Genomic DNA, 25,613 nt, shown 5'->3' with positions numbered 1-25,613 from the left:
CGGGTATTTCCTGATTCTTTCGACCCCACTTTTCCAAAAATTCTTGAATTAAACTATCTATCCTGTTCATTATTTGATAGATTAATAGTGGTAAATAAAGGAGGATGGAATGTGAAGAAAATATCGTTACTTATGCTTTTTCTCCTCTTCTTCGCGTCTTTCGGCTCTGCTGTTCATGCCGAGGATGACATCACAGGAACACCTTTCGAAGAAGACTTAAGAGCATTAATTGAAGCCGGGATTATGACCGGGTACGAAGATGGTACATATCAACCAGAGAAATCAGTTACACGTGCAGAATTTACTATTTTTATTAACAAAGCTTTGGAATTAGATGATACGGAACTGGACGTTTCTGCTGATCGATTCAGTGATATCCAAGTAGAGGATTGGTATTACGATTCTATTATGACGGCTTTCAGTCACGGTTTGATCAATGGATATCCAGATGGGACTTTCCGCCCTAAAGAAATCATTTCACGTCAGGATATGGCGGTCATGATCATGAATGCGGCAGATTCCAAAAACATCATTTCTGAGCGTAAAGAATTAGCCTTCGAAGATAATGACAAAATTCGTGAGTATGCAGTTGAATCAGTAGAACGCTTGACGAGCTTAGGAATTATCAGCGGAAAGCAGCACAAAGATGGGTCATTGTTCTTTGCCCCTTATGATGAAACTTCACGTGGGGAAACAGCTGCTGTTATTAACCGTTTGTTGAAGGTTTTTAACCCGCCGCCTGTGGAATTTGATTTTAAAGTCGCATCTCTAACTGAGTTGGAAGATCCAGTGATTGAAGGTCAATATGAAACATACGAGGAAGCTGTGAAGAACGCTGAAGGGAACCAAGTTGTATTAAGTGGGAATCAGGTGGTATGGATTTCTGAGGGCACGGCTGTCGCAAATGCTAAGGCTACCATTTTCACTAGCGAATCCTTTTCTGCTCACGCCACGTACATCCAGGCTGGCATCGAGGTAGAGTTATTGGATGTAAATGAGAACTCTTTAGAAGTCAAAGTCGCAGATACAGAGGGTTTCGTTAAAAAAGAAGAATTCAACTTGATTCCAACACATTTAGTTAAAGGGAAAAGCTACTATTCCGTTAAGGAAGGGAATCTCCACCACTACATTTACTTCCCTATCACTGATGACCTTAAGACTTACATGTACGGTCCTGCACCTTCTTTCATGAAAGAAGGCACTAAATACTATAGTGACAACGGAAATAGCTTTTACGATGAAAACGGAAATCATGCAGGGGAAGCTTATCAATACTTCAACCGCATGCCGTTGTACACAGAAACGAAATACACAGCTGAACAATTGAATGAGTATCTAGAATATGGCCGAACGGATAACCTCCTGATCGGGACGGGGGAATCTTTCAAAAAGGCAGAAGAACTTCATGGCACGAATGCCCTCTACCTCATGGCACACGCCATTCATGAGAGTACATGGGGAACGAGCCCAATCGCTGTAACTAAAAATAATCTATTTGGAATTAATGCCATTGATACAGACCCAATGGCAGGTGCAAAGACGTATGATGATTATGAAACAGGGATTTTAGAGGCGGCTAGAGACTTCATTGTGCCAGGGTATTTCAACCAGGATAATTGGAAGGCCAACGGCGCCCACTTAGGAAACAAGAGTTCCGGTATGAACGTCCGCTGGGCCTCAGACCCTTACTGGGGACAGAAAATCGCCGGATTCATGTATCGGGCAGATGCTTATTTGAGCGAGAAATACGACAAAGAACCGGAATACGGTCAGTATGAACTCGCAAAAACCGTAACATCAAACGTCAATGTCCGCTCCACGCCTGAAACCGGGAAGGACAACTTGCTTTACCAAATGAAAAAACCTGCATCAAATGTGCAGATTTTAAACACGATCGAAGGAATCGGCACATGGTATGAAATCACGCCAAAAGCCTACGGTGACCATGATTATGAACAAGCTTTCGTTTACAGTCACGGTTACGGTGCTTATGGAACGAGCTTAGAAAAGCTCCCAATAGCTGAATAATTCCGACTACACGAAAAACGGGGAGTAACAACTATATGTTACTCCCCGTTTTATGTTATATTATGGAGAGCATGAATGTGTAAATTAAAGGAGTAACATCATAAAATGAAGCAGGTAAACATTTTAGGAATACCTTTTACCAACATGGACCATATCACCTTAGTCCAACAATTACAAAAACATATAGAAAACAAGGAAAAATCCTTCGTCGTAACAGCAAACCCTGAAATTGTTATGCGTGCTCATGATGATTCCTATTATATGGACTGCCTTCAACGAGCTTCCTATATAACTGCTGATGGAATAGGTATTGTGAAAGCTTCACAACTCTTGAAAGCCCCTCTTCCTGAGCGGGTGACCGGTTATGATATTATGATGGAATTCCTTGAAAAAGCGAACGAAAACAAGTATCGGATCTATTTGCTCGGTGCAAAAGAAGAAACATTGCATGGGGCTATAAAAAATATAAATATCGACTACCCGAATATAGAAGTAGTCGGCCATAGAAATGGGTACTTTACCTGGAATGATTCTTCCGTAGCGGAAGACATTAAAGAAAAGAAGCCGGACATCGTTTTTGTTGCTCTTGGTGTACCGAAACAGGAACGATGGATCGCAGAAAATTTCTCTGACTTTGACCAGGGTGTATTCATTTGTGTGGGAGGAAGCATTGATGTCGTGTCCGGTGAAGTGAAACGTGCGCCGATCCGGTGGCAGAACATGAACCTGGAATGGCTCTATCGATTGATCAAACAGCCAAGCCGGTGGAAACGGATGCTTGCCCTTCCGAGGTTCGCCTATCAAGTTTATCGACAAAGGTCTGATTCTCAATCGTGAAACCTTCTACTTTTCTAAAAAGCACTCTGATTCTAACCGTAGCCACTCTACTTTCCAAAGTGTTGGGGAGTTTATTCCGTGTGCCTTTACAGAATATTGCCGGGGATGAAGTACTGGGGATCTTCAGTCTCGTTTATCCGGTATACATGGTTGCTCTCATTCTTTCGGTAGCGGGGATTCCGATTGCTATTTCGAAGTTGATTGCTGAAGCACGCGCATCTGGTACAACACAGGATATCTTTTATATTCAAAAGACAGCCCGGATTCTTGGCTTGCTGCTTGGTGCGATCAGTCTGAGCTTCATCCTGCTCTTTTCCCGTTCGATTTCCCAGCTGATTGGCGGTGTCTCAACAGAGCCTGCTTTAATTGCCGTTTCCTTAACCTTACTCTTCGCCCCTTATATGGCTGTAGACCGAGGATTCTTCCAGGGGTATGAAGATATGAGACCTACGGCTGTGTCACAGGTCATTGAACAGTTCATTCGAGTGATCTTTATCATCGGCGTTGCTTTTTATATGGTTACGCTAGAGTATAGCCCCCCTTACATAGCTGCTGGAGTGATGATAAGTTCGTTATTAGGCGTCCTCAGCTCCATGGTCTATTTGAAAACGCGATTATACCGATCCAATATGAAGATCGACCAAAAGTACAACTATCATTTGAATACATTTAAAGTCTGGGGAAAAAGAATCCTATCTGTCTCCATACCCATTGCCATAGGTACTGTCACTATGGCTCTTTTTAACGTGGTCGATTCAATCACGATCCCACATTTATTACGGACGGAAAATGGGAGTGAAACCACCTATCTTTATGGCATTTATGGCCGCGGGCTTGCGGTCGTGCAAATCGCTACGGTTTTCGCTACATCTGTCGTGCTCCCGTTGATTCCATCACTGACCAAACATGTAGAATCAAACCAGTTCAAAGATGCAAGAAAACTGATTGAGACGACACGCTGGGCTACACACGTATTGTCCTGGCCTGCAGCATTCCTTCTTCTCATCCTGGCTGTACCGATCAATATTGCGCTTTTCACTAACTCCGAAGGAAGCCTTATGCTTAGCATTACCGGATTTTCCTCTGTATTCATTTCTATGACTCTCGTTGGAACAGCCATTTTACAAGGAATGAATGCTTCTCGATTAGCGGCGGCCATTATTCTATCCGGTACTCTGATCAAAGCGATAGCCAATACCGTTCTCGTTCCTTTTTATAGTATAGAAGGGGCTGCTGTAGCCACATTGATCACATACCTTTTCATCGTTGTGATCAATAATAAGATGATCAGGAGACTTGTCGAAGTTCCTGTCTTCCCGGCACACATGGTGAAAATTCTGGTGCTGTCTGTCCTCTTAGGAGGAGTGACGGCGGCTACTTACTTACTTGCCAGCCCATTCGAATGGTCCAGAGTTTTCTCCTTTTTATATGTGGCCACGATCGGTTTACTCTTTGTAGTGATTTACTGCTTATCTCTCCTGAAGGTAAAAGCCTTCGATCAAGAAATGATTCAGCGTGTTCCTTTATTATCGAAATGGCTGAAGTGATCGCTCTAGTTCAAGTGAGATATGTAGGTGTAATCGTATGTAAGTTATTAAATATTTTTTGTGAGTGGAAGAGGTGGAACAATGAAAGTCGTACTTTCCGGTTATTACGGTTTTGATAATACAGGCGATGAAGCGATCGTAAAATCGATGATCCAACATCTGAGAACCTTCGATCCAGACATCCAAATCATTGTTCTATCTCAGCATCCATCCAAGACGGAAATCGATTATGGAGTATCCGCCGTGGATCGATGGAATTTCAAAGAAATCATTCGAGCGTTAAAGGAATCGGATGGCTTGATTAGTGGTGGAGGCAGTTTATTACAAGATGCCACCGGGCCGAGATCCGTGTTGTACTATACAGGTATCATGCATATGGCCAAATGGCTGAGGAAGCCTGTTTTCATATACGCCCAAGGAATGGGACCCATACGAAAACCTATCCACCAGCTGTTGGTTCGTATCGCTTTGAATGGAGTTACTGGAATTTCTGTTCGTGATAAGAAATCAAAAGAACTTCTTGAAAGAATCGGGGTAAAAAAAAGCATCGATCTCTTCCCTGATCCCGTTTTCGGTTACGAGTATAAGGTTATAGAAACAGACCGCTATTCACAAAAACCTTTGATTGCTGTGAGTATCCGTGAATGGGGGGACTCAGATGAACTTGCGGAGAAGTTGACGGAAGCATTCAACGTCTGTTTGGCAAAAGGGTATCGCCTACGCTTTATTCCTATGCACGGGGCATCTGATGAAGCTTTTTCTAATAAGGTAGCTCAACGGTTAGACCAGGAAGTGGAGGTTCATCCCGGTCACATGTCAATCGATGAAAAACTGCACTTGTTATCAGAGGCAGACCTATTGATCGGCATGCGCCTTCATTCCCTTATTTTTGCGGGGGTGTGCTCTGTTCCGTTTGTCGCCCTTTCCTACGACCCTAAGATTGATGCTTTAGCAGACCAGCTCGATTTCCCTGTCACCGTCGATGTTAACGATCCCGCTTGGGAAGCTGCGGCCATTTCGCAAGAAGTCGATCGTCTTTATGAAAATAGGCTGGTTCAAACAGAAAGACTGCAAGAGAGGGTAGCTATCCTCTCCAGGAAAGCGAAAGAAACAGCCCAAACGGCTTTCCATCACCTCAAACATAAAAAATAGAGAGCATCCTATAGCGGATGCTCTCTATTTTTTCGTTTTCCAAACTTTTAACAAGAATGTAGGCAGCTTGATTTGACGTTTGATCCTCCACGGTTCTTTGATGAGTCTGTACAACCATTCAAGACCGACTTTTTGGAAGGCATCTGGTGCCCTTTTCACTCGTCCGGACAAGACGTCAAAAGAACCTCCTACTCCCTGGAAGATTTTCGCGTCCATTTCTTCCATGTGGTCCACAATCCAATATTCCTGTCTGGGACTGCCTAAGGCCACAAAGACAATATCAGGTTTTGCCTGATTTATGGTTTCTTTTATAAGATCCTGGTCTTTTTCATAACCATCAATGATGCCGGCTATTTTCAAGTCAGGATACATTTCTTTTAAGCGATGACTAGCCTGTTCTGCTACCCCAGGCTTTGCTCCATATAAAAATACGGATTTTCCATGAAGGGAAGCTTGTTCGCACATAGCGAGCAGCATATCAATACCGGTGACCCGTTCACGTATCGTACCGCCGGTCATTTTAGACGCTATCAGGATTCCTACACCATCAGGGATCTGATAGGTTGCAGTATTCAACAAGTTTAACAAGTCTGCATCCTTCTGCGCCTGCAATATTTTTTCAGGGTTGATGGCCACAATAAAGGACTTGCGGTGCTCATTAATATCCGTCATTATATTTTTCTTGAGCTGATCGTATGTGTAATTACTAACGTCAACCCCTAAAAACTTTTCCTTCATGTTTTCACCTAGACCCTTATCCGTTTTTTGAATCTCCTAATCGCTTCGTTACGAATCCTGCATTTTTCCATTCATCTAACGATAACGCATTTTTCGTATCAAAGACAAGCCTATTTCTCATTTTACCTTTTATATACTCAGGGTCAAGTTGTTTAAACTCATCATGATCTGTAAGGATGACAAGAATATCAGCATCCTTCAGTGCTTCTTCCATATCCTGCGTTTGGTTGGAAGCCACATTTTCTTTAATATGAGGGTCGAACGTCGTAAAACTGATCCCTTTTTCAACGAGTTCCATGATGACTTTAAGAGATGGACTTTCCCTTTGGTCGTCGATATTTGCTTTAAATGAGAGACCAAACAGAGCCACTTTCGGATCATTGATGAATTGTTCTTTCGAAATTTCCTGAATTTGTTCGGCCGTGTACGTCGGCATGTGATCATTCGTATTCCGTGACAACTGAATGATTTTAGAAAGTTCCGGCTCTATTTCTGCCAGGAACCATGGGTCAACTGCTATACAGTGTCCTCCGACACCAGGGCCTGGAGTATGAATGTTTACGCGTGGGTGGTAATTGGCAAGCTTGATCGCTTCCCAGGAATTCACACCGATTTTATCACTGATCAAAGCCAATTCATTGGCAAAAGCGATATTCACATCCCGGTAGGTGTTTTCGATGACCTTAGCCATTTCTGCTGTGGTAGCATCCGTTAAATGGATGTTTCCTTTAACAAAAGACTCATAAAGCTCCTTGGTCATTGTAGAAGACTTCTCGTTGATTCCTCCAACGATCCGATCATTATCCACCAATTCCTGGAAGACCTTTCCTGGAATGACTCTCTCCGGTGAATGAGATACGAAAAGCTCTTCGCCGATCGCTAGTCCTGTTTGTTCCAAGACTGGGATCATGACATCTTCAACCGTTCTCGGTGGGACGGTCGATTCCAGGATCACTAAGTTCCCTTCTTTGACAAAAGGTACAATCGCTTCTGTCGCTTTCCTTACGTAATCAAGGTTCGCGGTCTTATCTTCACGGATTGGAGATGGGACGGCAATGACGAAGACATCTGCTTCCGTAGGTTCTACCGAAGCTTTGAACATTCCAGCATCAACGGCTTCTTCCAACCGTTCCTGCAATCCATTCTCTTCTATATGAAGTTGTTTATTGTTGATCATTTCTACTGCTTTATGGTTGATATCCACCCCATGAACTTTATGACCGTGGATAGCAAACATTACTGATGTGGGCAGCCCGATATAACCTAACCCGACAACACATAATGACTTCTTCATTCCAATACTCCCTTTCTCTTCCAAACATTCCTGCTGATCATCTTAATCAGATGCACTCACGATTGGCCGGTAATCCTAAAAAGGCGACCTGATGTGGATGAATTGTAATGATTTGTTCCATGATAATATAAAAACATAATTTCCTATGTAGAAATTAGTTTATTCTTAGAATATCTTTGAGTCGATCGCGCTTAAAAGCGCTTTGTTTATAATATTCGTTTCTTCAGCTGGTTTGTGACGTTCCATTCAGACATTCATACTATTCTGTTTATTGCGAATAATTCCTGAAGTCCTTTTCCCGTATTATCTGTTCCCACGATGTATTCTATCCTGTAAATCCAGTGGGAATTTTTTAATTATGATCATGTATTCACAACTATTCATTATACTTGCTTTTCCCTTGGAGCATCAACAAAAATTTCGACTTCTCAACGCAATTAGACAAGTTCGATCATTTATAGACAGCTGTCAAGTAATGGTTTATACTTCAATGTGGCTAATCCCATATTCAAGGAAACTTACTGAGGTGTTAATCATGTCGAAATTATTAAACAGAGAACTGTTCGAAAAGCTCTTATTGATCTTTATCATCATACAGCCAATACTAGATATTTTAACATACTTTTCTATGCAAGCGTTGAATGCGAGCCTCACAATCGGAATAATCGTCCGGGTCCTTTTCATGGCCGCTTCCCTCTGGTTTATTTTCTTTGGTAATTCCAGCCGCTTGAAGAAATACGTCATTACTTACTTAATAGCCTTAGCCGCTGTGCTTACAATCGGATTGATCTATAACTTTTTTGCAAAGCCGATCTTCAACCCGTTCCTTGAACTACAGTTCCTTGCGAAAACCGTGTATTTCCCGATCATGCTCGGTGCGTATCTGTTACTGTTTACCACGTTAGATAAAACGTTAATCGTACGTATGCGAATCATGAGAGCGATCACGATCGCCATGGTCATCATCGCTGTCAGCATGTTCCTTGCCATCCTTACTGGTACATCCTCAGAAACGTATGAATGGAACAAATTCGGCTTTAAAGGCTGGTTCAACTCCGGAAACGAAATCGGCTCGATCATCGCCATTTCTTTCCCTTTGGTCTATATCTACACGTTGAATAAAGTAGACAACCTTAAAAAGCTGTATTACTTTATCCCGATGATCTTCATTGCACTTGTTTCCATCCTACTTGGAACGAAAGTCGGCTTCTTCGCCGTCCTGGGTGCTTCGATTATTGTTTTTGCCAGCTACCTGATTTATTGGTTGATTTCCAAAGTGAAAACAACGACTAAAGAATCCCATCTTCATTTACGATTGATCAGCTCCCTGATCTTTTTGATTCTATTTTTGGCTGCCGCACCATTCTCTCCGACTTTCTCGAATGTTTCTGGAGACGTCGGTCAAATCAATGAACAAAGAGAAGCCAGTGAAGACCCTGATCAGGATGGAATCGAAGAAGGAGCCGGTGAGGATCCTTCAGGAGAAGAAGGAGAAGGAACCAAAGGTGGAGATGATGCTGCTGCCGCCCTCGGTGAGCAGGCACTGATCGAATCTCCTATCCTGAAAATCATCCTGAGCTCACGTAACATTTATTTCGCTCATATCTATGGAATGTATGAAGAAGCTGATATCGTACAGAAATCCTTCGGAATGGGGTATGCAGGAAATTATGAGGACATTCGGAAGTTGATCGAGATGGACTTCTTTGACCTATTTTTCTCTTTCGGTATTCTAGGAATTCTTTTAATCCTTACACCATTCTTAATTGTCGCAGGACTGTTCTTGAAGCTGCTCTTTAATGCACCAGGAGAAATGTTACATCCACAAAACATTTTGATCTTATTGTCGATCGGTTTTGGTACAGGAATTGCCTTTTTAGCTGGGCATGTGCTTTACGCCCCCGCGGTAAGCATTTATCTTGCTATCAGTATCGTATTGTTATTGACGAATATGCTTGACCTTAATAACCGCTTACGCAAAGCATAACGACTGTGAGGACTCCTATTTGGGAGTCCTCACTTTCTTTCATCTGTTATAATGTGAAGGCAATACACCTTGAAAGGAAAGAAAACTATGACTGTCAGACATTATCAGCCTGGAGATGAGCATCAAATTCAGGAACTTTTCAAAAAAACATTCCACCAGGATCGCTCGCTACAATCTTGGAGATGGAAGTTTATAGATAACCCGAAACAAACAGAGCCGTTTATTCTCTTGTACGATGAAGATAGCAACATTCTAGGCCACATAAGTTTATGGATAACCGAAGCCTATATTGATGGAAAGAAATCAAAGATTGGGCTGCGTGCAGATACGATGGTCGACCCTGAGGCAAGAGGAAAAGGCATTTATAAGAAATTGAACGATTCTCTGCTCGTCGAGGCTGAACAGGCAGGCATTGATTATCTCTATGGTTTCCCTGCCCCAAAAGCGAAAGAGTTGTTCCTCCGCTACACAGGAGCCCATCATATGACTGACATGCCTCGCTGGATGTTTATCCAGCAGCCTTTTTCGCTTTTATCAACAAAAATAAGTCCTATAGGCATTTTCAAACCTTTAGATAAGATCTATAAGAAATTCAGAGGGCCTAAAAGAGTAGACAGTGATTACAGCATCAAGAAAATCACCAAGTGCGACCACTCCTTTGACCACCTTGCTGATCAAGTTAGAAGCCAATCACACGTTATGGTGGTACGAGATTCAGCCTACTTGAACTGGAGGTATCATGACCACCCGGAAAACACCTATGAGATGCGCGGATTATATGAAGGGGACGAGTTAAAAGGGTACGTGGTAACGTCGAAAGAAAAAGGGAAATTCACCAACGGCTTCATCGTGGACTGGCTTGCCCTTTCTGACGATGTCTGGCCACTGTTATTGCAACAGGCTTTTCTCAATCTTCACGATGCCGACATCATCCAGACCTGGTGTTTAGAACACTCTCCACCGGTTAAGGCACTGAAGAAGCATGGGTTTATCCATAAAGACAGCCCTATGCCTCTCGTTGGTAAAGGAATTTCAGCCCATACCCTCGGGTTGGAAAATCCAGAAAAATGGTTCATTACCCCTGGAGATGTGGACTCCTTTTAATCAATCTAAAAAAGTCTTGCTGGACAGAAGCCAGCAAGACTTTTTTAATGATCTTTTTCTTTCTTCTTTTCTTTTTTCGTAAAGAGGTCAATGATCGGCCGTTTCCCTCGGTAAACGACTCCAGTCATTTCCGCAAACAAGTGGAGCAATAAGAGCAAAACGAAAGTGATAATCAAGGAGATTCCAAATGACGTTAAAGAGAACAATAACGCTAAAAATCCGAATAATGCACTGAAGGCGTATATAATGAGAACCGTTGCCCGATGACTAAAGCCCGCGGCCAAGATCTGATAATGAATGTGTTTATTATCCGGCATCATGATCTTCTGTTTATTAATAAGCCTTCTCAATATGGAGAAGAGTGTATCAAAGACCGGGATGGCCAGGACGATAATCGGAATCACAAAACTGAATAGGGTCACGTTTTTAAATAAGCCAACCATTGAGATGACAGACATCGAGTACCCTAAGAAAAGGGATCCGGTATCCCCCATATAAATGCGTGCTGGATAAAAGTTATGGAAAAGGAAGCCGATATTACTCCCTATCAAGACGACACAAAGGTATACGATCGCCACTTGAGGTTCAATGGCCAGTGCCATGACCGCAATGCTGATTAAAGAAATGGTCGACACTCCGGCTGCCAAGCCATCGAGTCCATCAATTAAGTTGATGGCATTCGTAATTCCAATGATCCAGAAGAATGTGAACAGGATACTGATCGGCTCATTTAATGTCACCATTCCGATAAAAGGGATGCTCAAGACATCAATTTTCAGACCGGAGAAGATGAGAATAGCCGCAGCTAATACCTGCCCTCCCAGTTTCATGATCGGACGTATTTGAAAACGATCATCGAAAAGTCCTGTCAACACGATGATGATGGCACCGATACAGATAGGGATGATATACGGAAGCTCAGGACGTATGAAGAGAATCCCCGCTGCCGCCCCGCCAAATATAGCAAGTCCTCCCATCCGGGGAGTCACTTCTTTATGTATTTTCCGTAGCTCTGGATAGTCCATCATCTTCCATTTCACTGCTAACTTCATAACCGGGAAGACGAGGACATAACTGACGGTCATCGAAAGTAATATCGCTATTGTCATTTCTACATATATGTTCATAAAAATCCTCACTTATTTTTGATATTTACGTGATTTTGGCGGTTACATTATATCATACGGATGCAACCATGATGTCGTTTATTGTAAAAAATCATCTGATTTCCAATTTCACAGTAGAATTTGAGCATGTACCTCTTCCTACTCTATGTTACAATATTCTTTGTGCAGAAATATTTGAAACATTATTTTCCATTATGGAAGGGAGAAAAAAGAACGTATGAAGGTTCTTATCATTATACCAGCTTATAATGAAGAAGATTCGATTTATGATACTGTCCAAAGTGTAAAAGCATCGACGGATTACGACTATATCGTTATTAATGACGGTTCCAAAGACCGCACCCCATATATTCTCGAAGAAAATGGCATCCACCACCTGACCCTTCCTAACAATTTAGGGATCGGGGGAGCCATGCAGACCGGGTACAAATATGCTTTAAGGAACGGTTATGATTATGCCATTCAACTGGATGCCGACGGCCAGCATAATCCAGTAGATTTGAGAAACTTGATTGATGAAATTGAAAGTACCGGATATGACATGATCATAGGCTCCCGATTTGTAGAGCGCAGTGGTTATAAAGGCAGCGTCACAAGAAGAATTGGAATCTATTACTTTTATGCCATGCTTAAACTACTTGCTAGAATTAGAATTACCGATCCTACCTCTGGTTATCGGGTAGCCAACCGAAAAGTCATCCAGGAATTTGCCAACCATTACCCTATTGATTATCCAGAAGTGGAAGTCCTGGTTCATTTGACGAAGAAGAAATTCAAAATCAAAGAGATTAAAGTCGAAATGAACAACCGGCAGGGAGGGCAATCTTCCATCACGCCCATCAAGTCTATTTATTACATGACAAAAGTCACCTACTTCTCTTTAATCAGGTCGATTTTTTAAGGAGGACCTATGAGCATCGTACAAATCATCGTTATTGTCTCAGCTTTATTTTTCTTCGGACAGGTGATGTATTTCACTTCCAAAAATAAATTACAGGATCAACAAGCCTTTATATGGTTGATGTTTGCAAGCATCGGTGTCTTGCTGGCCTTGTTCTTAAATAAAATCAACCAGCTCGCAAGTTCCATAGGGATCGCCTATATGCCATCCCTTATTTTCGTCATCGCGTTTTTAATCATCCTGAACCTATTAATCTTTCATACGATCAGCCTTACGAAGCAGCAAAACAAAGTAAAAAATTTAACTCAAGAATTAGCTTATTTAAACAAAGAGATACGAGAAATAAAGAAAAATCAACTCAAAGGATAGATGTTTGACATGGGAATCGTGAACTTTGGTTTAATCTTTTTAAACACCCTGGTATTAGTTTCCGGACAATTTTTATGGAAGTATGGACTCATGCAGAAAGAAGTCAACTTTCAAAATATCGGGGACATCATTTCATTATTTTTATCACCTTTTATTATTGGAGGACTGACTCTATACGGTTTCGCAACCGTCCTGTGGTTGTTCATCTTAACAAGAGTCCCACTCAGTGTCGCTTATCCGATTCAAAGTATCGCCTATATCCTTGCTGTCTTCGGCGCTTACTTTATCTTTAATGAACCCCTTTCTACGACTAAAATCGCAGGTGTCCTGTTGATCATGGTTGGTGTTTCATTGATCGGATTTTCCAGTAACAGCATGTAAGGAGCACAACATTATGATTTCTTTTTTTAAACGATATCAAAACCACTTCATCTGGGGCATTGTGGGACTAGCGCTTGCTCTAAGGTTAACCGCTCTGTTCAGTTATGGATTGTCTCTCTTTCTAAATAGTGACGATGCCGGGTATATCTCAAGTGCTGTGACGTTTCTTGAAACGGGTATGCTTACCTACCATGACCCTACACATCCGACCGTTCACATCATGCCTGGACAGACCGTCCTGCTGGCAAGTATCTTCTTTTTCCTAGGCCATGGAGATGTAGGCATTTATGCAGCCAAAACCTTATTCATCCTGTTAGGTACATTGAATGTGTACCTCGTTTACTGCCTTGGCAAGTACATAGCCAATATCAAAGTCGGCCTTCTAGCCGCCTTTTTCTTAGCAATTTTCGTGCCCCAGGTTTTGACGGATAATTTACTATTAACGGAAACACCATTTATGACATGCCTGCTCGGTCTCGTCTATTTTTCCATCAAATTAGCCAATGAGAAGAAAATGTCTCAGTTCTTTCTATTGATGCTTTTTTACGTAAGTGCGATCATGTTCAAGGCTACGATCGCTTTATATCCATTTGTACTGCTCATCTACTTCATCGCAAAAAGATACCCGATAAAGTTAGCTCTCAAACAAGCACTGATCGCGATTGGTATTTTACTCATCACTCTCGGCCCGTGGTGGGTGAGGAATTATATCCATTATGACGAATTCATCCCACTGACGGGCGGATCCGGTAACCCTCTTTTATTAGGAACGTACCAGGGACATGGATATAATATTGGCGAACCCTATGAAAAAGTGAAGCAGGATATAAAAGACATGGACACTGCTCACGCCTACGAAAGGTTGAGCCTGCAAAAAGAAGCAGCCATTGAAAGAATAAAAACCTGGTGGGAAGAGGACCCAAGGCTGTTTTTAAAGTCTTATATCGAATTTAAAACCATCAATCAATGGGAAACCCAATTCTACTGGATTGAAATATTCAACATAAGCAAGGAACTGATTAATAAGATCCAAGTTTGGATCATGTATATAGGATTAGCTTCCTTAACGGTTTTCTTTATGCTGCGGGAAGGGAAAAGGGAATACATGTTTTTGCTATTGCTCATTCTCTACACGACCATCTTAAACAATATTTTCTTTTCCTATGATCGGTACAACCAACCGTTCATGTTCATAGTATTCTTATTCATTGCAGGTTTTTTGACCACATTGCTTCCATTGATAATGAAGAAAGTTATTTCATTAAAGCCGCGATAAAAAAAAGACGTCCTTGGAGGGCGTCTTTTTTCTATTCTTGCAGCTGCTCTATTAATTGATCAATAACTTCGCGGGACGATAGCAATTCAGCATTTTCTGTTCTTTGAATAATGTTCTGCAACACTTCCTGTAAATTTTCCATGCCACCCACCTTTTCTATTCTCTTAATCTTTTATATTTACTTAAACCTTCGTCCTTAAACGACTTTTTCTGACGGCTGCCTATGTAATTACTGCATTAGACGATTCCATCTCCTAAAAGGTTTCAAAAATCTAGTTATTTCCTGGGAAATATGTCTAAATAACAAACGCTCATATAATCATAGCTTAATTGTTAGATAATTAAAAGCGTTTTATTATTAGTAATTTATGAAAATTATAGCCTTCCGTGAATAAAACGATTAAAAAGCCTAGCCCAAAACACCTGGTTGAACTAAGCTTCACGTCACTTTTTGGTTCATTCTCTATTCTAAGAGACGGTAGCCCATGTTCTCCGGAGGGTCCTCAGCTTGTAACTCCCCCCTACATCAAATCTGTGTACATGTTTTTGGATCACTTCCAATCCTTCTACATGGTACGTGAAAAAGATGACCGCGGGGTGCATGAATGAATCATAAAAGAAGATGGGATTGAAACTTCGGTTTACTTTTTTCAGCTTCCACTTGCCTAGTAAATCCAATTGCCGGACATAATCATCATCAATGATCGCCTGCGATATGACATCCGTTTTATTATGACTATACTCCAGCAGGTGATGATAACAAATCGCTGCTTGTACATAAGATAAGGGGGACTCGTCTCCTGCAATACTCAACATGAATTCATCTTCGAGTCCTTGTTCATAGTGATTCGCAAAAACATCATTATCCGAACATAATAAAGACCATCCATGTTTCAAATATAGTTGCGAATACTGATCGACTACTCCATCTAAACGTATCCTTTCACCCGTTTGTAATGGGATGGGAGGAATAGGAGGGTTGACCCTATTTTTAAAGGTAGCCTCGCGCTTAAATATCGTTTTATTTTTCACACCTGCTCCTCCTGTTCCTTTTAAAAAAACTCTTAGTCTTTATTGTTTTGGAGAAAGCCTTTAATGTCATTAAGTGAAAGCCCTATTTCTTTTGCTTCTTTGATCAGATCGATCCATTCACTATCGGTTTGACTCTCGTAATTACCCAAGCTTTTTCTCCTTTCTTACAAAGCTCATTTCACATCTTTTTTATCGTCTTCCCTGTATTTATGTGTCAGTAATTCTTCTAATGGGACATCAAGTGTCTTTGCCAGCTTCCCCATTATGATCAATGAAGGATTTTTTTGTACGTCTCTTTCAATATTACTAATGTACGACTTAGAAACTCCGGACTTTTTCGCAAATTCATTGACAGACATCCCTTTTCCTACTCGCAGCACACGGATTTTTTCCCCGATAGACAACATCCACTTTCCCTCACCTTCTTAGGAATTGACCTTTCTTACGCATGTTCTTTATAAAGAATATTATAACGCTTCGGTTCTTTAAAGAAAACGCTTGAATTTGTTTACTATGTCCGTTTTATATACAAAATACTACCGATAACACGAATTTCCTTTATTTTCATTTCTTTTTTGAGAACAAAAAACAGCCAGGAACATTTCCTGACTGTTATCCTTTTTCCATCTGATATTTTCGTCTGAACTCTTTTGGACCGATGCCTTCCATACTTTTGAAAACTCTCGTGAAATAGCTTTGACTGTTGTATCCGAGCAGCAAACTAATATCCAACAAGGAATGTTGCGTGATACAAAGAAGCTCCTTCGCTTCCTTAATTCGCTGCTGGTTTATGAAGTGAGTGATGGAGACCCCTTTCTCTTTGGTAAACACCCCTGACAAGTAATTGGGGTTCACTTTCAGAGTTCCTGCGATGCCTTTTAATGTGAGCTCCTGCGTCAAATTCTGAAAAATGTATTTCTGTGCTCGTTCGACAAGTGGTGAATAAAATGATTGGTCGTCTATTTTTTTTATCCGATCCAAAAAGGATTGCAGGATGTTCATCTCGAGAGATTTCAAATCCTCCACCAACACCTTGGATTCTAAGAAATTGATATAGAAGTCACAAAGGGAATTGACTTCATCCTGTTGAGCTCCTTCTTCCGTGCATATGTAACCTAGCTCCGACACCAGACGGATCATATGATTCTTCATCATTCGCACATCAGGGTTAATGAGAGCTTTTTCTCTGTGCGCCTGATATTCTTCCAAAGCACGGGCATCCCCTTTTTTAAAGAGATCAATAAAATTCTGTTTGGAAGCGGTGATTTCAGGATAGGAATGAAGCGACTGTGTAAACGCTTGATACTGGTTACGGATCTTTTCATCCTCAAGTGCATATGTTACTTTCTTTTCTTTTTTCGGAAATAGTTGGTTAAGCAACCGTTTAACCGACTGGATTTGAACCTGATTCAATACAGGAAGCTGCTGGTAGTATTGAACGAACTGTTCTTCTAATGTATCATCAAGATCATTCATAATAAGCGTCAGCTTTACATGCTTCCTTGATACATCCTTTTCCAAAAATGGACCTACACCTAATACATATTCTTTTCCTTCCAACTCTATGGGATATAGAAAAAGGTGTTGATCATACGGATCTGTAAACATCTGGATGGTGTACGGACGTTTTCTACTCTCATTGATATAACTTCTATGTAAGTCTCTCAATATATACGGTGGTTTTTGAAAGCTATCAGGAAAATGGTATGACAGTTTGTTACGATCGTTAATTAATAAAACCGGGGTTTGCAGGGCAATAGAACAATCCTTTAATAAATTAATAATTTCATATTTCGTCATGATAGACCCCTCACTGCATCTTTTTACTCATTAATTCTATCATGTCAAAAAAAGAACACCCTTTCAAGTAAAGGATGTTAAACTGATTTCTTTTGTTTTTGATTTTCCTGAAAAAAGCTTTTAACCTCTTCCGTGCTTAACCCCAATGCTTTTGCTTCCTTTATGAGAGAAACCCATTCATCATCCAACTTTTGCTTTCCAGGCAGCGTTTTCATCCGGTCACCCTCCCTAAAATGGTTAAATCGATGAGGTGAGCTCCACGATCGGTTGTCCCCCGATTCTATGAGCTCTCATGCTCCTAAACCTATATCTTCTATGTACTATTATAATGGATGGATATAGATGGAAATTGAAAAATACTCACTATTTTTTCACATTTTTCACTTAATTTTTCAGATTTTTCACAAATTTATTGTATTTTTTTGTAGAATAGAGTATTGGGATAAAATACCCAGGCATGAGTTGATTCATACCTGGATCCCTTCAATTGTACATGTGATTCCATTTTTCAGTGAGAAGACGGAAGGCGTCTTCATCATTTTGATCGATCGCCTTGTCGATGAGGCGTCGAAGGTTGTTTTTTTCTAATTCACGGATGATTTCCTTCACTTCTTTAGATGATTGCTGACTGATTTCGATCCCCTCTTCATAATACGGCGACACAATCGAATGAAGGTGCTTGATAAACTCAGGCAGTTGCAGTAAATCGGAGACAGAAACATACACCATTTTCTTGCCCCGTTGGAAGACGAATATATCGAAAACGTTATGCACCCGTTGACGATTGCGGTCGATTATAATTTCTCTTGATTCCATTGGGATGAACTGATACAACTCGTTATCGATGAGCAGCGAAAAGTACTGGTAGGCTAGAACGACTCGAATGAAGCGTTTGTCTTCTTTAACATAGTATGGCTTAAGCATTTTTATGTTCAGCATAGGCCCACCCCTTTTTCATTAAATCTGAATTTTCAGTATTTTATTCTATTATCGCGCATTTGTCAACAAAAAGAAAGCGATTAATCCGGAATGGGCGGTGGATTTGGAGTGTTTTTAAGTTTGTGTTTAGGAGAAAAATGTTGAACATGGGTGTATAACGACCAGAGTGAGTCGTGCAGTGACTTAACACCTAATCGACAATAAAAAAACCTCGATTCCGTGGAAAACGGAATCGAGGTTTTATGATTTAGATGAGCGCATGCAAGCGTTCGTTAACGGTTGCTTTTACTGAGGCCAGTAGTTCTTCACTTTCTTTTCTTGTGCTGGATTTCACACCGTAATAAAACTTGATTTTCGGTTCTGTCCCTGATGGACGCAGGCAGAACCAGCAGTCATCTTCAAGGATGAACTTGACCACGTTGGACGTAGGAAGATCGATTTCCTCTTCGGTTCCGTCCTGCACATGTTTACGGATGGTCGTCGCATAATCTTCGATGGCAACGACTTTCTTTCCACCCGCTTCTTTGATTTCTGCGTTACGGAAGTCGTCCATAATCGCCTTGATTTGTTCTGTGCCTGATTTACCTTCAAGCTTCATCGACTGCAGGTCTTCAAGGAAGTAGCCGTGTTTTTCATATAACTCATCCAGAGCATCCAGTAACGTTTTTCCTTGATTCTTCCAATGCGCCCCGACTTCTGCTGCAAGGACAGCAGCCTGAACAGCGTCTTTGTCACGGGCAAAGTCTTTAACGAGATATCCATAGCTTTCTTCATAGCCGAACATGAACGTGTGCTCCCCACTTTGTTCATATTCACGTATTTTTTCTCCGATGAATTTGAAGCCAGTCAGCGTATCGAGGGAACGAATGCCGTAAGCGTTTGCGATGACCCGACCGAATTCAGAGGTTACAATTGTTTTGATCAACAGTCCGTTTTTCGGCAGTTGTTCGGATTGACCAAGAATGTAATCCAGTAAAAGGGCACCTGTCTGGTTCCCTGTGAGGACGACATATTCTCCTTTTTCATTAGGGACAGCAATTCCGAGGCGGTCGGCATCTGGATCTGTCGCCATCAGCAAGTCAGCTCCAATGGCTTTTCCTTGATCAATCGCCATCTCAAAGGCCTGATGTTCTTCAGGGTTCGGTGATGCGACAGTAGAAAATTCAGGGTCCGGTTTCGCTTGCTCCTCCACAATGTGAATGGAAGTGAACCCACTCTGCTGCAGCCCTTTTTCGACAAGGTCACGAGCGGTACCGTGCAGAGGTGTGAATACAAGGGAAAGGTCCTTTTTGATATCCGGTTGGACAGTAACGCCTTTCAATGCTTCCAAATAGGCAGCATCGACTTCATCGTCAATCCAGCGAAGCAGCCCTTGTTCTTCAAGCTCTTGTTGATCAGCCGCTTCGACTTTCAATTCGTTTTCCACTTTGTTCACAAAATCGATCATGATTTCAGCCTGCTCCGGAGGCAGTTGTCCCCCGTCTTCATTGTAGGCTTTGAAACCATTGTATTCCGGCGGGTTGTGGCTCGCCGTTACGACAACGCCAGCTGCTGCGTTCAAATGACGGACAGCAAAGGATAATTCCGGTGTCGGTCTTAAGGACGTGAAGACGTAAGAAGGAATGCCGTGGTGACCAAGGACACGAGCGGTCTCTACCGCGAACTCCTTGGACATATAACGGGAATCATAAGCGATCGCTACGCCCCTGTTGGACAAGCCCTGGTCGTTGACATACGTTGCCAGACCTTCAGCCGCTTTTCTCACGGTATAGATGTTCATGCGGTTTGTTCCTGGTCCGAGCTTTCCGCGCATTCCACCTGTCCCGAATTCCAGGTTCTTGTAGAAAGCATCTTCCAAAGATTGTTCATCTGATGTTAGTTCTTCTAGCTTTGATGCAAGATCGGCATCAAGTTCGGTAAATTCTTTCCAACGGTTGTAATCATTTTTCCACATGCACAACACTCCTTCGTGATTATTTTTTCTTTAGTTAGATAGGGAAGTTCTTTTCTAAGAGCGGAAATTCGACTAGTGACGGGTGAATGAGCCCGACATAGAAATCCTACTCGTTCTTCTCTAGTTCTTTTCATTCGCCATTATTTGGTCGAATTCCTGTTTTTTCGGCGCATTTAGATAGAAATCTTTTACTTTTCTTATCCTTTTACACCGAAAGCTAATAAACTATGTAACGGCTTACTTTAATTGTAACATTTATCTAGGAGGGGGTTGATGTGGAAATATCTGTATGACCTGGTACACCATTTATTCCCATCGATAGATTTCTTTTATTTATGCTGTTTGATTATGCAGATTAAGGATGGGAATATTTGTATGACCTGGTCACACTATTATTTCCAAAAGAAAAAAAGGCCGCTGTGGATGTAGCTAGCGGCCTCCTTTTCTTTTGCTTCCTTATTATGAGTTTAGTCTGAGGGGAAAAATTTCAGTAGATCGTTTTTTATCTCTATACATATTTCTATATCCATCGTCTCTTTCTTCTCTCTATGGACGCGATACACGGTTGCTCTTCCTTCTCTTATAAATTCATCCTCACGTCCATATATTCCCCATTCTTTAATGAGTCTTCTTACGAATTCATCATAGACTTCGAAATTCTTGGGTAATTGTAGGACGCCTTGTATCCCCGACTGTGTCATTTATGGTTTCACCTCCTCATCTGTTCCATTTAGTTATAATGTACCTTCCATTATTAGTCAATATATCCTATATTTTTCAAAATATCTCCATTTGTAATTTTTACAATAAACGATACAAAGAAAACGATTTTCATCATTGAAATTATATAAAAAAGCCCATTTTAATAAGAATATGACTTCTAAAATGAAAATTTTTGGTTTTGTTAATTTAATGTAAAGATATTCAATCTACTAAAAAGCACTGCCTTATCTATAGCATCCACCATTGAATCCATTTAGACCAGGGGGCAAGGGAGAAACCTACAATCTATTTTCCATTTACTGGTGTACCAGGTCATACAAATTCTGGATAATCAAATAGTCGGATAATTCGCTCTTGTGATTCAATTTCCTTTCCGTTACAATGTCCTTTATACAAAGAATAATGTTTATTTCAAGTAGACAAGGAGTGTGAACGATGAATAAAGCCATTACCGTAGGACTACTAGGACTTGGAACGGTCGGAAGTGGAGTGATTGAGATCCTCCGCGATCATAAAGAACGCATTGAACATAAGACAGGGTGTGACGTCACGATTAAGTCTGTGCTTGTCAGTGACATGTCCAAACCCCGCGAGGTTCCGGCTGAAACCCAGTTGACGGATCAGTACCAGGATATTACGAGAGATCCGGAGATTGATGTCATCGTAGAGGTGATGGGTGGGATCGATCACACGCTTACTATATTATTAGAAGCGATTGAACACGGAAAACACATCGTAACGGCGAACAAGGATCTTGTCGCCCAGCACGGAGAGCAGCTTTTCGAAGCTTGCCAGAAACATAAGTGTGATTTGTATTATGAAGCGAGTGTGGCCGGAGGGATTCCGATCATCCGCTCGATCATGGATGGCTTGTCCTCCGATCGCATTACGAAAATGATGGGGATCGTGAACGGAACGACCAACTATATTATGACGAAAATGGCGCAGGACGGTGTTGATTTTGACAGTGTCTTGAAGGAAGCGCAGGATCTTGGCTTCGCAGAAGCGGACCCAACTGCTGATGTGGATGGTCTCGATGCGGCCAGGAAGATGACGATTCTATCAATCTTAGGTTTCTCTATGCCCTATCGTTTAGAAGATGTTGATATTAAAGGGATCCGTGGTATCTCGTCTGATGACATCACCTACGCAGAAGAGCTCGGGTACCGCATCAAGCTGATCGGGATTGCGGAAAACAACCACAATGGAGTTTCTGTCAGTGTCGAGCCGACATTGCTTCCGATCCAACACCCGCTTTCTTCTGTTAACGATGAATTCAATGCGGTCTACGTGTATGGGGATGCCGTCGGTGAAACGATGTTTTATGGCCCAGGAGCCGGGAAGCTTCCGACTGCCACTGCGGTTGTTGCTGACCTGATCGCTGTGTTGAAAAACATCCGCCTTGGCACGACAGGAACGGCGTATGTACAGCCGCAATTCCCTAAGCAGGTGAAAGCGAAGAAAGATCAACTAACGAAGAAGTACATTCGTCTTCACGTCGATGATAAGGCCGGGATGTTGAACGACCTGACGAACATTTTCGCCCAATACGATCTCTCCTTTGATCAGTTCACTCAACGTTCCACCGATCAGGATGGCGAACGTGAATTGATGATGGTAACCCATCAAGTCAGTGAGGAAGATTTTGAAAAAGCAATCCAGGACATTGAGTCACTTGCTTCCGTAAGAAGTATCGACAGTATATTCCGTGTAGAAGGAGGAAACTGACATGTGGCGTGGATTAATTCATGAATATGGAGAGTTTTTACCCGTTTCCGAAAAAACACCAAAGCTGACGTTGCATGAGGGGAATACCCCGCTCCTTCCCATCCCGTCCATCTCACAGGACCTGGGTATCGAAGGTTATGTAAAAATTGAAGGAGCAAACCCGACGGGCTCCTTCAAGGACCGCGGCATGGTGATGGCGATGGCAAAAGCGATCGAAGAAGGCTCAGAGGCTGTCATTTGTGCCTCTACAGGAAACACTTCCGCTTCAGCGGCTGCATTTGCTGCACGAGCAGGACTTCGCTGCATCGTCGTTATTCCAGATGGAAAAATTGCGGAAGGAAAATTGGCGCAGGCCGTCATGTACGGCGCGGAAATTTTTGCAATCAAAGGAAACTTTGATGACGCTCTTCGTATGGTCCGGAAAATGGCGGAGAATGAGCCGGTCACACTTGTGAACTCTGTGAACCCTTACCGCATCGAAGGTCAGAAAACGGCGGCATTTGAAGTTTGTGATGCTCTTGGCTCTGCACCGGATATTTTAAGCATCCCCGTCGGAAATGCCGGAAACATTACGGCGTACTGGAAGGGATTCAAGGAATACAACGAGCGCCATGGTTCCGGTCTGCCTCAGATGATGGGCTTTGAAGCGAGTGGCTCTGCTGCGATCGTCCGCAATCAAATCATCGAGGATCCGGAAACGCTGGCGACAGCGATTCGGATTGGCAACCCGGCAAGCTGGGATAAAGCGTTGAGCGCGCGTGATGAATCCAATGGTCTGATTGATGAAGTAACCGATGAAGAAATCGTTGAAGCTTATCAATATTTAGCTGAAAAAGAAGGCGTGTTCGCTGAACCGGCGTCCTGTGCTTCTATCGCAGGCATGATCAAAAAAGTCAAAGACGGCACAATCCCGCAAGGCTCGAAAATCGTTCATGTGTTAACAGGGAATGGCTTGAAAGACCCGAACACTGCCATTGATAAGAGCCCGGTCAAGCCTACAAGGATCGAGAATGATTACAACATTTTCGCTTCTGCTGTCACAGGTGTCCAATCATGAGCCGGTTTCAAATCCGAGTGCCTGCGACATCAGCGAACCTGGGGCCGGGATTTGATTCCGTCGGCATTGCGCTATCGAAATACGTGACGTTTGACTGTCAGCCGGCGGAGGAGTGGTTTTTTTCCGTTCCTGAAGAAGACCAGCCCTATATTCCTTCGGGCAAAAGCAACCTGATTTACAAAACGGCGCTATTCACAGCCGAAGCCATGGGTCATGAAGAGCTTCCGGCGACCCACGTAGAGTTGACGAATGATGTGCCGATCGCCCGGGGACTTGGCAGCTCATCAACCGCCGTAGTGGGTGGAATTGAACTGGCCGATCACCTTCTCGATCTTGGTTTGAGCCGTTATGAGAAGTTTAAAATCGCCTGTGAAATCGAAGGGCATCCTGACAATGTAGGCCCCGCTATTTTCGGCGGCATTATGGTTTCCAATTACGATGGGGAGCATTTGGATTATGTCCATTTTACAGAAGGAATGGATGATTTGACCTGGCTCGCGATCATTCCGGACTACCATTTGGAAACAGAAAAAGCACGTGGGCTGCTGCCTGTGGAGATGGACTATAAACAGGCGGTCAACAATAGCGGGAGCGCCAATGTCCTCGTCGCCGCCTTAGCAACGAAAAATTGGCCGCTTGCCGGAAAAATGATGCAGAGCGACCGCTGGCATCAGCCTTACCGGCAGATTCTTATTCCCGGCTTTTCCTCTTTCAAAGAGATCCTGGAGAAAGAACATTCGCTTGGCCACTACATCAGCGGGGCAGGGCCTACCACGGTCGCCCTTTTTGATAAATGGGATGATCGTAAACGAGAACGACTCGAAGAGACTCTGGAAGATTACCAGGTCGAACCGCTTGAAGTAGACTTGAATGGGGCGGAAACGCTTGTTTTAGCTCCTGAAAAATGACGAGAGAACCAGTACATGGCGTACTGGTTCTCTTTTTTTTTCATCAATGGTTGATTTTTTGCTGGATTTTACAAGACCGCACTTCCTACAAAACAATTAATCCAGAACTAACGTTTAACCTTCCTTTTTCTAAAATAAATGAGAAGAATCACCAAGAGCCCTATCATACCTCCGACGCTGTCTAGGACGACATCCCCTGCATAGGGTGTGCGATTTGGTGTGAGCGACTGATGATACTCATCAAAGCAGGCATAGAGGACGGTAGTGATATAAGATGCAATCAGCTTTCCTTTTAACCCCCAGCCCGTGTTGTGATGGAAAGCAAGAAACGTCGTGACCATGAGGAGGAAAAATACGGTCAGATGAGCGGCTTTCCGGATGAGAAACTCCAGCATCCCGTCGACCCCACGGTTTTCTATATTGATTGTCTCCCCGTGGTAAGTAAATTCGATCGCAGATAAGACTGGTTTTAGTAAGTCTAAATTGATATAAAGGTTCATTGTAGGACGAAGGTCCTGTTGTTCATAGGGTTGGGAAGAAAAGAAGAATATTAATCCCATTACACCCAGGGGTAATAAAAAATAAATAGTTCTTTTATACAACACAAGTCACACTTTCCTATTATCTTTTCATTTGGCATATCTAATAGTCTACAACAACTGTCAGGGGATTTAAAAGATTTAAAGAATTACTAACTCCTACTATTATTATGGAGGAAATTTGTATACAAT

At 42.3% G+C, this 25,613-nt stretch carries 25 protein-coding genes; 13 read left to right on the top strand and 12 right to left on the bottom strand.

Features of this window, described 5'->3' with window-relative positions; translation table 11 throughout:
• Positions 1 to 111 precede the first annotated feature (111 nt).
• From ACQ4XT_RS08295 to csaB, 4 genes are all read left to right on the top strand, one after another.
• Complete coding sequence (locus ACQ4XT_RS08295) at positions 112 to 2,028, top strand: S-layer homology domain-containing protein (protein WP_446853266.1); 1,917 nt, start codon at positions 112 to 114, stop codon at positions 2,026 to 2,028.
• A gap of 105 nt (positions 2,029 to 2,133) precedes the next feature.
• Positions 2,134 to 2,865, top strand: a complete 732-nt coding sequence (locus tag ACQ4XT_RS08290) for a WecB/TagA/CpsF family glycosyltransferase (protein WP_446853265.1) — start codon at positions 2,134 to 2,136, stop codon at positions 2,863 to 2,865.
• The gene (locus tag ACQ4XT_RS08285; protein ID WP_446853264.1) at positions 2,862 to 4,412 is read left to right on the top strand and encodes a putative polysaccharide biosynthesis protein; all 1,551 of its coding nucleotides are present in this window, start codon (positions 2,862 to 2,864) and stop codon (positions 4,410 to 4,412) included. The genes ACQ4XT_RS08290 and ACQ4XT_RS08285 overlap by 4 nt, the downstream gene beginning before the upstream one ends.
• 81 nt (positions 4,413 to 4,493) lie before the next feature.
• Positions 4,494 to 5,564, top strand: a complete 1,071-nt coding sequence (gene csaB, locus ACQ4XT_RS08280; protein ID WP_446853263.1) for a polysaccharide pyruvyl transferase CsaB — start codon at positions 4,494 to 4,496, stop codon at positions 5,562 to 5,564.
• Between the two features lie 24 nt (positions 5,565 to 5,588).
• Here the strand turns inward: csaB and ACQ4XT_RS08275 are convergent, their stop codons facing one another.
• Both ACQ4XT_RS08275 and ACQ4XT_RS08270 read right to left on the bottom strand, forming a co-directional pair.
• The gene (locus tag ACQ4XT_RS08275; RefSeq protein ID WP_446853262.1) at positions 5,589 to 6,302 is read right to left on the bottom strand and encodes a WecB/TagA/CpsF family glycosyltransferase; all 714 of its coding nucleotides are present in this window, start codon (positions 6,300 to 6,302) and stop codon (positions 5,589 to 5,591) included.
• A 16-nt stretch (positions 6,303 to 6,318) separates the two neighbouring features.
• Positions 6,319 to 7,596 (bottom strand): nucleotide sugar dehydrogenase, encoded by a 1,278-nt coding sequence (locus ACQ4XT_RS08270; protein WP_446853261.1) that lies wholly within the window; start codon positions 7,594 to 7,596, stop codon positions 6,319 to 6,321.
• Between the two features lie 535 nt (positions 7,597 to 8,131).
• Between ACQ4XT_RS08270 and ACQ4XT_RS08265 the strand changes: the two genes are divergently transcribed.
• Together ACQ4XT_RS08265 and ACQ4XT_RS08260 are read left to right on the top strand one after the other, a co-directional pair.
• A complete protein-coding gene (locus ACQ4XT_RS08265; protein ID WP_446853260.1) occupies positions 8,132 to 9,583 on the top strand; it encodes an O-antigen ligase family protein in 1,452 nt (483 codons plus the stop codon).
• 87 nt (positions 9,584 to 9,670) lie between these two features.
• Entirely contained in the window at positions 9,671 to 10,687 is a 1,017-nt protein-coding gene (locus tag ACQ4XT_RS08260; protein ID WP_446853259.1) for a GNAT family N-acetyltransferase, read from the top strand.
• Positions 10,688 to 10,731: 44 nt separating this feature from the next.
• Here ACQ4XT_RS08260 and ACQ4XT_RS08255 read toward each other — a convergent pair whose 3' ends face one another.
• Positions 10,732 to 11,814 carry a glycosyltransferase family 4 protein gene (locus tag ACQ4XT_RS08255; protein WP_446853258.1) on the bottom strand — a complete coding sequence of 361 codons (1,083 nt, stop codon included), beginning with the start codon at positions 11,812 to 11,814 and terminating at the stop codon, positions 10,732 to 10,734.
• A 217-nt stretch (positions 11,815 to 12,031) separates the two neighbouring features.
• On the opposite strand from ACQ4XT_RS08255, the gene ACQ4XT_RS08250 reads away from it, so the two are divergent.
• The 4 genes from ACQ4XT_RS08250 to ACQ4XT_RS08235 are packed head-to-tail and all read left to right on the top strand — an operon-like array spanning position 12,032 to position 14,741.
• On the top strand, positions 12,032 to 12,715 hold the full coding sequence (locus tag ACQ4XT_RS08250) for a glycosyltransferase family 2 protein (protein WP_446853257.1): 684 nt from the start codon (positions 12,032 to 12,034) through the stop codon (positions 12,713 to 12,715).
• Positions 12,716 to 12,724: 9 nt separating this feature from the next.
• A complete protein-coding gene (locus ACQ4XT_RS08245; protein ID WP_446853256.1) occupies positions 12,725 to 13,084 on the top strand; it encodes a DUF2304 domain-containing protein in 360 nt (119 codons plus the stop codon).
• Positions 13,085 to 13,093: 9 nt separating this feature from the next.
• The gene (locus ACQ4XT_RS08240) at positions 13,094 to 13,465 is read left to right on the top strand and encodes an EamA family transporter (RefSeq protein ID WP_446853255.1); all 372 of its coding nucleotides are present in this window, start codon (positions 13,094 to 13,096) and stop codon (positions 13,463 to 13,465) included.
• Between the two features lie 13 nt (positions 13,466 to 13,478).
• Complete coding sequence (locus ACQ4XT_RS08235; RefSeq protein WP_446853254.1) at positions 13,479 to 14,741, top strand: ArnT family glycosyltransferase; 1,263 nt, start codon at positions 13,479 to 13,481, stop codon at positions 14,739 to 14,741.
• 468 nt (positions 14,742 to 15,209) lie between these two features.
• Here ACQ4XT_RS08235 and ACQ4XT_RS08230 read toward each other — a convergent pair whose 3' ends face one another.
• From ACQ4XT_RS08230 to ACQ4XT_RS08195, 8 genes are all read right to left on the bottom strand, one after another.
• Positions 15,210 to 15,773 carry a hypothetical protein gene (locus ACQ4XT_RS08230; RefSeq protein WP_446853253.1) on the bottom strand — a complete coding sequence of 188 codons (564 nt, stop codon included), beginning with the start codon at positions 15,771 to 15,773 and terminating at the stop codon, positions 15,210 to 15,212.
• 32 nt (positions 15,774 to 15,805) lie between these two features.
• A complete protein-coding gene (locus ACQ4XT_RS08225) occupies positions 15,806 to 15,922 on the bottom strand; it encodes an anti-repressor SinI family protein (protein ID WP_446853252.1) in 117 nt (38 codons plus the stop codon).
• Between the two features lie 24 nt (positions 15,923 to 15,946).
• Positions 15,947 to 16,180: a helix-turn-helix domain-containing protein gene (locus tag ACQ4XT_RS08220; RefSeq protein WP_446853251.1), complete on the bottom strand. Its 234-nt coding sequence runs from the start codon at positions 16,178 to 16,180 to the stop codon at positions 15,947 to 15,949.
• 205 nt (positions 16,181 to 16,385) lie between these two features.
• Positions 16,386 to 17,573: a helix-turn-helix domain-containing protein gene (locus tag ACQ4XT_RS08215; RefSeq protein ID WP_446853250.1), complete on the bottom strand. Its 1,188-nt coding sequence runs from the start codon at positions 17,571 to 17,573 to the stop codon at positions 16,386 to 16,388.
• Positions 17,574 to 17,650: 77 nt separating this feature from the next.
• Positions 17,651 to 17,788, bottom strand: coding sequence for an anti-repressor SinI family protein (locus tag ACQ4XT_RS08210; RefSeq protein WP_446853249.1), 138 nt, complete (start codon positions 17,786 to 17,788; stop codon positions 17,651 to 17,653).
• A 268-nt stretch (positions 17,789 to 18,056) separates the two neighbouring features.
• Complete coding sequence (locus ACQ4XT_RS08205; RefSeq protein WP_446853248.1) at positions 18,057 to 18,497, bottom strand: IDEAL domain-containing protein; 441 nt, start codon at positions 18,495 to 18,497, stop codon at positions 18,057 to 18,059.
• A 262-nt stretch (positions 18,498 to 18,759) separates the two neighbouring features.
• Entirely contained in the window at positions 18,760 to 20,466 is a 1,707-nt protein-coding gene (locus ACQ4XT_RS08200; RefSeq protein ID WP_446853247.1) for a phospho-sugar mutase, read from the bottom strand.
• Positions 20,467 to 20,933: 467 nt separating this feature from the next.
• Positions 20,934 to 21,167, bottom strand: coding sequence for a hypothetical protein (locus ACQ4XT_RS08195; RefSeq protein ID WP_446853246.1), 234 nt, complete (start codon positions 21,165 to 21,167; stop codon positions 20,934 to 20,936).
• A 457-nt stretch (positions 21,168 to 21,624) separates the two neighbouring features.
• Between ACQ4XT_RS08195 and ACQ4XT_RS08190 the strand changes: the two genes are divergently transcribed.
• Genes ACQ4XT_RS08190 through thrB form a run of 3 tightly spaced genes read left to right on the top strand, consistent with a single transcriptional unit; the run spans position 21,625 to position 24,882 of the window.
• The gene (locus tag ACQ4XT_RS08190) at positions 21,625 to 22,917 is read left to right on the top strand and encodes a homoserine dehydrogenase (RefSeq protein ID WP_446853245.1); all 1,293 of its coding nucleotides are present in this window, start codon (positions 21,625 to 21,627) and stop codon (positions 22,915 to 22,917) included.
• A gap of 1 nt (position 22,918) precedes the next feature.
• Positions 22,919 to 23,974: a threonine synthase gene (gene thrC / locus ACQ4XT_RS08185; protein ID WP_446853244.1), complete on the top strand. Its 1,056-nt coding sequence runs from the start codon at positions 22,919 to 22,921 to the stop codon at positions 23,972 to 23,974.
• On the top strand, positions 23,971 to 24,882 hold the full coding sequence (gene thrB / locus ACQ4XT_RS08180; RefSeq protein WP_446853243.1) for a homoserine kinase: 912 nt from the start codon (positions 23,971 to 23,973) through the stop codon (positions 24,880 to 24,882). Before thrC ends, thrB begins: the two co-directional genes overlap by 4 nt.
• A 107-nt stretch (positions 24,883 to 24,989) precedes the next feature.
• Here thrB and ACQ4XT_RS08175 read toward each other — a convergent pair whose 3' ends face one another.
• The gene (locus ACQ4XT_RS08175) at positions 24,990 to 25,487 is read right to left on the bottom strand and encodes a VanZ family protein (RefSeq protein WP_446853242.1); all 498 of its coding nucleotides are present in this window, start codon (positions 25,485 to 25,487) and stop codon (positions 24,990 to 24,992) included.
• Between the last annotated feature and the right edge of the window lie 126 nt (positions 25,488 to 25,613).

Source organism: Halobacillus sp. 12SKB (genome assembly GCF_052941655.1).
The sequence above is the reverse complement of the archived record's forward strand: the minus strand, read 5'-3'. Positions and strand labels throughout refer to the sequence as shown.